Source organism: Sphingomonas alpina, from assembly GCF_014490665.1.
In the GTDB taxonomy this organism is placed as follows: domain Bacteria; phylum Pseudomonadota; class Alphaproteobacteria; order Sphingomonadales; family Sphingomonadaceae; genus Sphingomonas; species Sphingomonas alpina.
The window spans coordinates 1,535,272-1,547,020 of record NZ_CP061038.1 but is presented as its reverse complement, the minus strand read 5'-3'; the positions used below and the strand labels follow the sequence as shown (position 1 = coordinate 1,547,020).

The window sequence follows — 11,749 nt, the reverse complement described above, 5'->3', positions numbered from 1 at the left end:
TCCCCGCCCCCCGAAGTCGTCATCGCCGCTTTTTTGCCACGCCCACGCGATCGGAATCAGGCAAGCGACCCTTGTCCAGGCTGGCGAAAGCCAGCCGGTTTTGGCAAAGCGTGCGACGATGAATCAGCTCCTCACCACTGCCGCCAATTTCGGTTCGGGCTACCCTTCGGAGGCAATGGTCGCGCATCTTGGCGCGCAGTCCGGCGTGCAACGCGTGCCCAGTCCCAAGCTGACGCTGTTTCTACGACGCGGCTTCCTGTCGCCCGATCTCTGCGCTGCCCTGATCGAGCAGATCGAGGCGCAGCGCCGTCCATCGACCATCTCCGATTCGAACGGGGATGCCGGGTTCCGTACGAGCGAAACATGCGACCTGGACCGCACCGATCCGGTGGTGGCGGAAACCGATGCACTGATCACCGCCCTCACGGGGCTGGATCCCGCCCATGGCGAACCGATGCAGGGCCAGCGCTATGCCGTGGGGCAGGAATTCAAGGGCCATACCGACTATTTCGAGCCGGCCGGCCTCGACTATCTCAAATATTGCAGCGTGGCGGGGCAGCGTACCTGGACGGTGATGATCTATCTCAACCAGACCGAAGCAGGTGGCGCGACGCGGTTCAAGACGATCGACAAGATCGTCCAGCCGGAGGTGGGGAAACTGCTCGCCTGGAACAATCTGCGGCCCGACGGGACGCCCAATCCGGCGACGATCCACCAGGGCATGAAGGTGCGTTCGGGCGTGAAATATGTCGTGACGAAATGGTTTCGAATGCGGGAATGGAAATAGTCCGCCTCCCTCGGCAAAGCGAGGCAGACGGCATTTGCTCCTGACATGACCGCTATCGGGTGTTTCCATCCACGAAGCGCGCATTTTCGGCCGGCCCCTTCCCGGAAGTGAAGGGGCCGGTCGAATTCACAGCTTCGCGCTGATCCCGATCGTGAAGGTACGTCCCAGACGATAGGTGTTGACGTCCACCCGCGAGCCATTGGCGAAGGTCTGAAACTCCTGGAACTTCGTGCCGGTCAGGTTGCGCGCCTCCAGCTTCAGTTCAAATTCGGCATCGCCGAACCTGATCCCCTGCCGCCCGACAAGATCGAGCTTGATGCCCGGCTGCTCGACAATGTCGGGCAGGAACCCGCCCGACACCGGCCCGCGATTGGTCACGCGCTTGCTGGCATAGGAAAACAGCAAGGTCAGCTGCGACAGTGAATCCTTCTTTTCGATGGCGAGCTGGGCATTGACGAGATGATCCGACTGCCCGGTAAGCGGCGCACCGTTGACGAACAACTGATTGGCCGGGACCAGTAGCGCGACACCGTTACCGTTCTGGATCGGGCTCGGTACCAGTTCGGTGCCCGACTTTATCTTCGATTGCGTATAGGTGTAATTTGCCACCACCAGCAGCCGGCGATCGGAGAAGAAGCCGCCTAGGCCGGCCAGGTCGAAATATTTCTGCGCCTCGATTTCTCCGCCGTACAGATCGGCGCTCGGCGCATAGGAAAAGCCTGTCTGCAGTGCCGATGTGTCGTTCGGATAGAAGCCGACCTGCTCGATCGGGTTCTTGATATGCTTGTAAAAGGCGGCAGCGGTAATCCGCTGATCGCGGCCGAAGAACCATTCGTAACGCGCCTCGGCGTTGGTCAGCTGGGAATCGACCAGTTTCGGATTACCAAAAAACTGCCGGTCCGAATCGAAATCGCGGTAGAGCTGCGGCGCAAGTTCGCGGAACTGGGGGCGAGCGATGGTCTTCGATCCGTGCACCCGGAATTGCATATCCGGGGCGAAATTCCACGTCACGGTCGCCGCAGGCAGGAAATAATCATTGTCGAGGCTCGCGCCCTGAAATGAGAGGCTGTTTGTCGTGACTTCTTCGAGCGCCTTTTCGTAACGGACCCCAAGTGTCGCGCGCACGCCGTCAAGAATCTCGCCCTCTAGCTGCACGTAACCGGCATGGATGCGCAACGAAGCGGCGTAAGCCGCTGCGCCGTCCGACCCCGACAAGTTGAACAGCCGGATGCAGCCACCCCCGTCATTCGCTACGCAGCCGTTGACGACACTGTTGATCGACAACAGGTAGTCGGGCCGCAAAAAGCGCGACGGCGCGGGAAGCGCGCTGCCGTCAAAGGTTCGGTACTGGTAATTGTACCGCGTCGATGTGCGGTCGCTGTCGCTGTAATAATAGCCCGCCGACAGTTTGATTGGCCGCGCTGTCGGCAATTTGTAGCCCAGGTCCGCCTGCCCGCTCCACAAATCCTCATTGAGACTGCTGAATGCGACATAGGCGGATTCGCCAAGGCCGTTGAGCGTGTTCTGATAGGCTTTGGCATTCTGGTCGTAGCGATAGCTGAACGAGCGCTCATAGGGCGAGTTGCGCTTGGTGTTGGCATAGCTGCCGCGAACGTCGAGCGAGACATCACCGAATTTGAACTCGCCGACCAGTTGACTGTCGATCAGCTGGCGTTCGAACCAGTTGGTGTTCTGTTGCATGATCCGATCGCCGCTGCTGTTCGGATACAGCGTCGCGGTGCTCAGGCGCCCCTGCTTGAGCGTGTCGTGGATATAAAGGTTGGTCCAACGAACGCGCTGTTCGCCGAAATCGGCGCCGATTCCGATCAGGCCGTTGGCGACGATCCGGTTGTCGGTCAGCACAGTACGGTAATCGCTGCGCAGCGCACCCTCGGCGTCGATCGTGTCCTGCTGGACGGCATCGCGAGTACGAAAGCCGTTGCTGACGCTTCCCGAAGCGATCAGGCCAATCCGCGTGCTGCCCACATCGAACGAATGGCCAAGATTGATCTCGCCCGAGAAATTGGGCGGCAAGTGGTCGTTCTGCTGCAACAGCGTGGTCGGCGCGTTGGACATCGTCATGATCTGCGCCGAACTGAATTGTGGTTCGGTCGAGCCGCCGGCCTTGATGAACCCCGGCACGGTGCGCTCGCCGCTGTCAAAACCGAGCCAGTCAAGGCTGCCGCCATCATAGACATAGCCGAGTTGGTCAGTGCTGGTGCTGTTGTAGGTCGCCGAGGCGCCGAACTCGAGGAAGCTTTCCTCCGGCACCGCCTTGGTCGTCAGATTGATGACGCCGCCGCCGAATTCGGCCGGATAATTCACCGAATAGCTCTTCTGAACAAGCGCGCTGGCGATGATGCTGGTCGGAAAAATGTCGAGCGGCACGGTGCGGCGCAGCGGTTCCGGAGACGGCAGCGGCGAGCCGTTGAGCATTGAGGAGGAATAGCGATCGCCAAGCCCGCGCACGAAGACGAAGCCGTTGCCCACCACGCTGAGGCCCGTCACGCGCTGCAGCGCGCCGGCAATGTCGCCTTCGCCCGTCCGTGCAATGTCCGCGCTGGACAGCACCGAGACGACCTGGGGCGTGGCCCGGATCGCATTGGGGATATTACGCCCGATGACGACGATATCGCCGACATCATCGGCACCCGGGGTCGAAACCTCGATCTGTTCCTGCTCGGCTGCCGGATCCTGACTTGCGTCTGAAGGCGTAGCAGCGGCCGTTTCCGGCGGGGTTGCCGCCTGAGTGCCGGAGGTTTGCGCGATCGCGCCGGGCGCGATCAGGCTGGAGGTGAGCAGCAGCAGGGTGCCGTAGGCGATTGGCTTGGCCATCTTGAAAATATCCGGTGTTCGAGTCCGTACAGCGAAAGCCGGAAGCGGGGTTGAGACCACGCTTCCGGCTTCGCGATCATGCGGGAAGCGGCTCTCAGGCGCCGTTGCAGGCGAAATAGATCGAGTGGAACACGGGCGGGCCGCGCTCATCGATCGTCGTCGGGACGGCACCGGTGCCGCCCGCCGGGCGGATGGTCGATTTGCCGCCATTCGCTTCCGTACCCGCGATCATGTTCACGCAGGGTACGTTCGACTTCACGATGCCGTTCACGAATGTATAGTCCGCACCACCACGCAAACGGATTGCCGCAGCGGAATTCGCCGTCTGAAGGAAGGTGAAGTTGGCAAGCCGGCCGAACTGGCGCGGGAGAAAGTCCTCGTTGCCGTTCGAGTCGATCTCGGTCGAGAAGGAATCGGTGGTCGCGCCGATGGTCTTTTGTGCAACGATGATAAACTGAACAAGGCCCTGCCAGCCCACATCGGTATCCAGACCGTCATCGTCGGAGCCGGTCAGGGCGACATATTTAAGATTGGTGCGGCCACCGAAGATTTCGATGCCATCGTCCGAGCTGTTGTGGACCTGGATATGGTCGAGCGTTGTGCCCGAGCCGGTTCCACCAAGCGTGAGGCCCTGAAGCTCATTGCCGTCCGAGATGGCAATGCCAGAATAGCGGATCTGAACATATTGCATGGTCCCGCTATTGTCGGTGGCGGTCGCACCGCCATAGAGCGCGTTGCCGGTACCCTCGACCACGTTCTCGCAATTCGCAGCGCCACCGGCGGTGCCGGCAACGTTGCAGTTCGAAATCGGTGCGCGACCGGCAAGGATCACGCCGCCCCACTGCCCCTGCGTCGCATCGCCGTTCGATGCCGGGTTGAGATTCTGCTGCGAGGTGAAGATGATCGGGCTGGTGGCGGTGCCGATCGCGTTGATCGTCGATCCGCGGTTGACCACCAGATAGTCATTTGCCGCGTCAGACGAATTTGAGACGACCAGCACGCCGGCGGCGATGTTGAGCGTTGCCGCGGCACCGCCACCGCCCGCACCACCGACATCGGCCCCGACATCGACGCGTCCATTGATCTGATACGCCACGCCATCGATCTTGGGCAGCGACAATGTGCCCGATACCAGGGCCGGCAGGACGCACAGGCGGTAATTGTTATTGGTGCCTGCAGCCGTTGTGCCGGCCGGGCATGCGCTTGCTGCCGGGGCAGCGGCGGAGGTCGGAACCGACGAGCAGGATGAGCTGGTCGCGCCAAAGTTCGCCGTGCTCGAGTTGCAGGTCCAGCCCTGATACCAGGTATCGCCCGCCGGATTGACCGCGCCGATATAGCTGGTGGTCGTGAAGAATGTTGACCCGGCCGGATTGAGCAGCGCCGCATTATACGGCGTTGCGGTTGCTGCGGCGCCCGCCGGCAGGAAGCCGTTGAGCGCGCCGGATCCGGTCAGCACGTTATTGGTGCCGGCATTGACCACAGCCAGTTGCTCGTCGCGCGTCACGGTGATGCCGCTCTGCGTCGTCTCGGCGAATGCCGCGATCGCGGACGGTGTCGGGGTTGGTGTTGGGGTCGGCGTGGGAGTCGGAGTTGGCGTCGGCGTGCCGCCACCACCGCCGGGCGATGCGACACCGTTAGCACCGTCGCATGCGCTAAGCGCGAGCGCGGCACAGCCGCTGAAAAGAACAAGGCTGAGACGCTTGAAGCTGGACATGAAAATCTCCGAATCCGTGGGCATTCACGTTCGGTGGCTCCAGCCCCCGACCCGCCATCGACTCGGTGATCCCCCTGTCGATTGATCGTGCGGGTAGGCGCGCTGCGTGACTCGCAAATGCGAATCCGACGACATAATGATGACGATCATGTTTCGTTTGCATGACAAGAACGGCGCACGGCAGTTTGCGACCCAACTGCATTTGCAGTTCGATGGATCAGAATCAGCGGATTTCGAGAGCGGAGCGGAAGCCGCAGATTGGTGGGCGCGGCAAGGATTGAACTTGCGACCCCACCCGTGTGAAGGGTGTGCTCTACCACTGAGCTACGCGCCCATCGCGTGATCGCGACGGAGATAGCGTTACGGCAGCTCTCTGAGAGCCGCGAACGCAACAGGGCGACGTTTACCGCCGCCCCGTTACATGTGCCTTAAGACAGCCGACCGGGACTTGTCCAGCCCCGGCCGGTCATCAAATATGGTCGATCAGTTGACCGCGTCCTTGAGGCCCTTGCCGGCCTTGAACTTCGGCTGCGACGACGCCTTGATCGTCATCGGCTCTCCGGTGCGCGGATTGCGCCCCGTTGAGGCCTTGCGCTTGCTCACCGAGAACGTGCCGAAGCCAACCAGGCGAACTTCATCGCCCTTCTTCAGCGAATTGGAAATCGCATCGAAAACCGCCTCGACCGCCTTGCTGGCATCACCCTTGCTCAGCCCAGACGCGTCGGCGACGGTGCCGATCAGTTCTTGCTTGTTCATGCCTACAGACCCCCGTTTACAGATTACACCAACTTGAATGATTCACGGCGCGAAGCCGGTGGCACAGTAAGGCGGGTCACGCGGTGACTGTCAAAGCAAAACGTCATCGAACTGCATCGAATGCGGCGGGATTATGGTGCGATCTCCGTAAAAGGCGCCTCAGTGGTGCACGCCCCCACCGATCGGCGCCACACCCGGAGGCGGGAGCGCGGCAAGTTCATCGGCCTCGCTCCAGTCGATCGCGGTCAATGGCTCGGTCAGCGCGAGGCGCAACACTTCGTCGACATGCGCCACCGGGATGATCGTCAATCCTTCACGGATATTCGCTGGAATCTCGACCAGATCCTTCTCATTCTCGGCGGGGATCAGCACGGTCTTGATGCCGCCGCGGAGCGCCGCGAGCAGTTTCTCCTTGAGCCCGCCGATCGGCAACACGCGGCCGCGCAGCGTCACTTCGCCGGTCATTGCGATATCGCGCCGCACCGGCACGCCGGTCAGTGTCGAAACGATCGCGGTAACGATACCGATACCCGCCGATGGTCCGTCCTTGGGCACCGCCCCCTCGGGCAGATGGATGTGGAGATCCTTGCGCGCGAAAATGCTCGGCTTGATGCCATAACTCGGCGCACGCGCTTTGATGAAGCTGAGCGCGGTTTCAATTGATTCCTTCATCACATCGCCGAGCTTGCCGGTAACCTTGGCGCCGCCCTTGCCCGGCACGGTGACGCTTTCGATCGTCAGCAATTCACCGCCGACCTCGGTCCAGGCGAGGCCGGTGACGGCACCGATCTGATTCTCTTCCTCGCTCAGGCCGTAGCGATATTTCTTCACGCCAGCGAAATCGGCGAGATTGTCGGGCGTGATCGTCACGCTCTCCACCTTGCCTTCGAGGATCTGACGCAACGCCTTGCGCGCCAGGCGCGCAATCTCACGCTCCAGCGTGCGGACACCTGCTTCACGCGTATAATATTGGATCAACGCGCGCAGGCCCTCTGTGGTCAGCGTGAATTCGCCGGCCTTCAGCCCATGTGCTTCGATCTGCTTTTCAATCAGATGGCGTTGCGCGATCTCGACCTTCTCATCCTCGGTATAGCCCTCGAGGCGAATGATCTCCATCCGGTCGAGCAAAGGCTGGGGCAGGTTGAGCGTATTCGCGGTGGTCACGAACATCACATCGGACAGGTCGATATCGAGCTCCAGATAATGATCCTGGAACTTCGAATTCTGCTCCGGGTCGAGCACCTCGAGCAACGCCGAAGCTGGATCGCCGCGGAAATCCTGGCCAAGCTTGTCGATCTCGTCGAGCAGGAACAGCGGGTTCGACGTGCCGGCCTTTTTCAGATTGGTCACGATCTTGCCCGGCAGCGAGCCGATATAAGTTCGCCTGTGGCCGCGAATCTCGGCTTCGTCGCGCACGCCGCCGAGCGACTGGCGGATGAATTCGCGCCCGGTCGCCTTCGCGATCGATTTGCCAAGCGACGTCTTGCCCACGCCGGGAGGGCCGACGAGACACAGGATCGGCCCCTTCAGCTTGTTGGTGCGCGCCTGAACCGCGAGATATTCGACGATCCGGTCCTTGACCTTCTCGAGCGCATAATGATCCTCGTCGAGGATCGCCTGTGCCGCCGCGATATCCTTCTTCACCTTGGACTTCTTGCCCCAGGGCAGGCCGAGCAGAACGTCGAGATAGTTGCGGATCACCGTCGCTTCAGCCGACATCGGCGCCATCGACTTGAGCTTCTTCAACTCCGACGTCGCCTTGGTCCGGGCTTCCTTGGACAGTTTCAGCGTCGCGATCTTCTGGGTCAGCTCGGCAATCTCGTCGCCTTCGCCTTCCTCGCCCTCGTTGCCGAGTTCGCGCTGGATCGCCTTCAACTGCTCGTTGAGATAATATTCGCGCTGCGTCTTCTCCATCTGGCGCTTGACGCGGCTCTTGATCTTCTTCTCGACCTGCAAGACGCCGAGTTCACCTTCCATGAAGGCGAACGCCATCTCGAGCCGCTTGGCCGGATCGATCTCGACCAGCAGCGACTGCTTGTCGGCCACCTTGACCGAGATATTGGCGGCAACCGCATCGGCGAGGCGCGACGCGTCCTCGATCTCGTTGAGTTGCACTGCGGTTTCGGCAGGCAGCTTGCGGTTGAGCTTGGCGTAATTCTCGAACTGGTCGATCACCGATCGCATCAGCGCGGAAACCTCATTACCCTCGGCAACGGCTTCCTCGACCGGCAATACGGTCGCGGTCAGATACCCATCGGTTTCGCTCAGCACGTCAAGCGAGGCGCGGGTCTTGCCCTCGACCAGAACGCGCACGGTTCCATCGGGCAGCTTGAGCAACTGCAGCACGGTGGCGGTCACGCCGATATCATACAAGTCGTCGCGGACGGGATCGTCTTCCGACGGATCGAGCTGTGCGACGAGGAAGATTTCCTTATCGGCGTTCATCGCCGCTTCCAGTGCCGCAACGGACTTGTCGCGGCCGACGAACAGCGGCACGATCATGTGCGGGAACACGACGATGTCGCGCAACGGCAGGACGGGGTAGGACTGGGTCATGAATACTCCGGGGGCGCCTGAACGCGGCGCCGGTCTACCCTTATATGGTGATGGTTGCCGATCCATCAATCGTGCGATTTGCACGACGCGCCGAAGCGTTATCGGCGGGGCTGTTGCTATGCTCCCAGCCATAGCGATGGCGCGCGGGGCCTCCGGCGATCCCGTGGCCCGCACCGCTGCGGCAATGGGCGGACAGCGCCTGCTTGACCGGATCGCTGCAATCGGCTGGGTCGGTGCAGCCGAGGTGGTCACACCCGAACGGACGCTCAGACTCGGCATGCGAACGCGCATCGAACCCTTCGTGCGCATGCGTTCCGACAGTTGGGTCATGAAGGAAGGAACCGCCGCGACTCGCTCGCTGATCATCGAGCCCGATGGCGGATGGACCGAACGCGACGGCAAGCGAGCCCCCCTGCCCGCGCATCAGGCCCGGCACGAGCGCGAGCAATATGGCCTGTACGGCTATATGCTGCTGCGCGCGCCGACCGCGGCGGTCGGAGGCAAGCTTCTCGCTGCACATCCCGGCCTGCCACCGGTCAGCTTCGAAACCGACACCGAGGGCCGCCTCACCGCCGCAGCCTATACCGTCTTCGCGCCGGACGGCGGCGAGGTCATCCAGGAGCGCTTCACCTTCGACGGCGCCATTGCCGCCCAAGGCTTGAACTGGCCCAGACGTCTGCGCATCGCGCAGAACGGCGTCCCCTTTTTCACACTCGTCATCGACCGGCTCATGGTCGAGTTGCACTGACCTTGCGAAGAAAGCCCTACATGTTCGTTCGCCCGCTGCTTGCCGTCCCGCTCATCGCACTGATCGCTGCGGCGCCTCCGCCAAAGGGATTGCCGCCGCTGACGGCGCAGACGCAGCGGTCGGGCGGTCCTGTCGACCCGGAGCAGGCGAAATTGCAGCTCGATACCGTCGACCTGGCGATCGAAGTGATGCCCGCCACCCAGTCGATCGCTGGTGTCGCGATACTCGATTTTACCGCCAAGGCGGCGTTGACCAGCCTGGTGATCGATCTCGATCGCAATCTGCCCGTCAGCGCCATCGCGATCGATGGCAAGCCGTTGCCGCGATCGGCCTGGACCAATCCCGAAGGCCGATTGAGCATCACCTTGCCCGCACCGGTACCGGCGGATGGCAAAGTCATAGCGAAAATCAGCTATGGCGGCACTCCGCATGTCGCGGTGCGCGCGCCCTGGGACGGCGGCTTTGTCTGGTCCAAGACGCCGGCGGGATTGCCGTGGATCGCGACTGCCGTGCAAGGCGAAGGCTGCGACCTGTTCTGGCCCTGCCTCGATTTCCCAACCGCCGAGCCGCGTTCGGTCGATCTGCACATCACTGTGCCCAAGGGGCTGAAGGCACCATCGAACGGCATATTGCTCGGCATCGACAAATTGGCTGATGGGCGCACGAGGTGGAACTGGCGCGCCAGGCATCCGAACATGTATGCGATCGCGCTCAACATCGCTCCGTACGAGGAGATCACGGAAACCTATAAAAGCCGTTTCGGCAACAGCTTCCCGATGACCTATTGGTATCTGCCAGGCGAAGAGAAACAGGCCAGGGCGTTGTTCGCCGAATTCGCGCCGACGGTGGATTTTTTCGAGCGCACCATCGGACCCTATCCGTTCGGCGACGAGAAGGTCGGCGTTGTGGAAACGCCGCACAAGGGCATGGAGCACCAGACGATCAACGGGTATGGCAATGAATATGCCAAGGCGGCCGAAGGGTTCGACTGGCTGTTCCACCACGAATTCGCCCATGAATGGTTCGCCAATCAGCTGACCGTCGCCGACTGGGACGATATGTGGCTGCACGAAGGCTACGCCACCTATATGCAGCCACTCTATGGGCGCTGGCGCGAGGGCGATGCGCGCTATGCCGCAATGATGCTGGCCAGCCGTACCGACATTCTCAACCAGGCGCCGATCGTCTCGGGCAAGCCGCGCAGCGAGGAAGATGTCTATCAGAGCGACAAAGGCGGCCCGGGCCTCGACATCTATTATAAAGCGTCGTGGATGCTCCACACGCTACGCTATCTGATCGGCGATCAAGCGTTCGGCGATGTCACCCGACTTGCCGTCTATGGGCGGCTTGATCCGAAGCCAGGCAATTTCGCGCCGCGCTACAGCAGTACGTCCGAATATCAACAACTTGTGCAGCAGGTCACCGGCGTGGACTATCGCTGGTTCTTCGATGTCTATCTGCGCCAGGCAGCCCTCCCCGAATTGATTGAAACGCGCGAGGGCGGGAAACTGACCTTGAGCTGGAAAGTGCCGGGCAACCTGCCCTTTCCGATGCCGGTCGACGTGCAGATCGACGGCCGGGACACCCGGTTCGCGATGACCGGCGGCAGCAATACGATCGATGTATCGCCCGATGCGCATGTCGTGCTTGATCCAGACAGCCGCATTCTCAAACGATCGATCGCCGTCGAGGAATTGCAGGCATGGCGCGCGGCGATGGCTGCCAAGGCAGCAGCCAAGTGAGTTTCGTGCATGCCAGCCCGATTGGTGCGCCGGGATTGGTGGCCATGGCGACCGGCTTCGCGCTTTTCCTGTTGTCGTTGCTGGTGGCGCGCAGCGGGGCAGTGAAAGATACCGGCCAGCAAAAGAAATCGCCGCGTTCGCTGGCCGGGATCCTGATCCAGGGACTGGGCATCGGCCTTGCCGGCTTCGGCCCGATCAATGTCGGGCTCGCCCCCCTTTCCCCTTTTGCGATCGGCCAGGCAATCCTGATCACCCTGCTGATGGCCGCGGTCATCGGCCTCTTCGTCACCTCGGCGCGGGCGCTTGGACGGAATTGGAGCCTGGTTGCGCGCACCAGGTCGGATCACAGCCTGGTGACCAATGGCCCCTTCGCCCATGTCCGCCATCCCATCTACGTGGCGCTGTTCCTATTCATGATCGCGCTGGCGGTCGCGTTCGGGCATCCGCTGCATCTGTTGCTGGCGGTGCCACTCTACATCGCCGGTACGTGGCTGCGGATCGTCGAGGAAGAGCGGTTGCTGCGCGAGATGTTCGGAAGCGTGTATGACAGCTATGCGGCGCGAGTGCGTCGGTTCGTGCCGGGGATATTCTGAATCGGCGGCGTATCTTGA

8 protein-coding genes and 1 tRNA gene are annotated in these 11,749 nt (G+C 61.8%); 4 read left to right on the top strand and 5 right to left on the bottom strand.

Annotated elements, in window-relative coordinates:
- The first annotated feature begins 175 nt into the window (after nucleotides 1–175).
- On the top strand, nucleotides 176–787 hold the full coding sequence (locus tag H3Z74_RS07065) for a prolyl hydroxylase family protein (RefSeq protein ID WP_390901798.1): 612 nt from the start codon (nucleotides 176–178) through the stop codon (nucleotides 785–787).
- A gap of 126 nt (nucleotides 788–913) precedes the next feature.
- On the opposite strand, the gene H3Z74_RS07060 is transcribed toward H3Z74_RS07065, so the two are convergent.
- The 5 genes from H3Z74_RS07060 to lon form a co-directional block, all read right to left on the bottom strand.
- Entirely contained in the window at nucleotides 914–3,622 is a 2,709-nt protein-coding gene (locus H3Z74_RS07060; RefSeq protein ID WP_187763219.1) for a TonB-dependent receptor domain-containing protein, read from the bottom strand.
- Between the two features lie 94 nt (nucleotides 3,623–3,716).
- Nucleotides 3,717–5,336, bottom strand: coding sequence for a hypothetical protein (locus H3Z74_RS07055; RefSeq protein WP_187763218.1), 1,620 nt, complete (start codon nucleotides 5,334–5,336; stop codon nucleotides 3,717–3,719).
- Between the two features lie 259 nt (nucleotides 5,337–5,595).
- Nucleotides 5,596–5,670 (bottom strand) — tRNA-Val (locus H3Z74_RS07050).
- 149 nt (nucleotides 5,671–5,819) lie between these two features.
- A complete protein-coding gene (locus H3Z74_RS07045; protein WP_187763217.1) occupies nucleotides 5,820–6,092 on the bottom strand; it encodes an HU family DNA-binding protein in 273 nt (90 codons plus the stop codon).
- A 159-nt stretch (nucleotides 6,093–6,251) separates the two neighbouring features.
- A complete protein-coding gene (gene lon / locus H3Z74_RS07040; RefSeq protein ID WP_187763216.1) occupies nucleotides 6,252–8,648 on the bottom strand; it encodes an endopeptidase La in 2,397 nt (798 codons plus the stop codon).
- A gap of 136 nt (nucleotides 8,649–8,784) precedes the next feature.
- On the opposite strand from lon, the gene H3Z74_RS07035 reads away from it, so the two are divergent.
- The 3 genes from H3Z74_RS07035 to H3Z74_RS07025 are packed head-to-tail and all read left to right on the top strand — an operon-like array spanning nucleotide 8,785 to nucleotide 11,731.
- Nucleotides 8,785–9,396: a hypothetical protein gene (locus H3Z74_RS07035; protein ID WP_187763215.1), complete on the top strand. Its 612-nt coding sequence runs from the start codon at nucleotides 8,785–8,787 to the stop codon at nucleotides 9,394–9,396.
- Nucleotides 9,397–9,416: 20 nt separating this feature from the next.
- Nucleotides 9,417–11,138 carry a M1 family metallopeptidase gene (locus H3Z74_RS07030; RefSeq protein WP_187763214.1) on the top strand — a complete coding sequence of 574 codons (1,722 nt, stop codon included), beginning with the start codon at nucleotides 9,417–9,419 and terminating at the stop codon, nucleotides 11,136–11,138.
- Complete coding sequence (locus H3Z74_RS07025; protein WP_229726947.1) at nucleotides 11,135–11,731, top strand: methyltransferase family protein; 597 nt, start codon at nucleotides 11,135–11,137, stop codon at nucleotides 11,729–11,731. The genes H3Z74_RS07030 and H3Z74_RS07025 overlap by 4 nt, the downstream gene beginning before the upstream one ends.
- The last annotated feature ends 18 nt before the right edge of the window (nucleotides 11,732–11,749 follow it).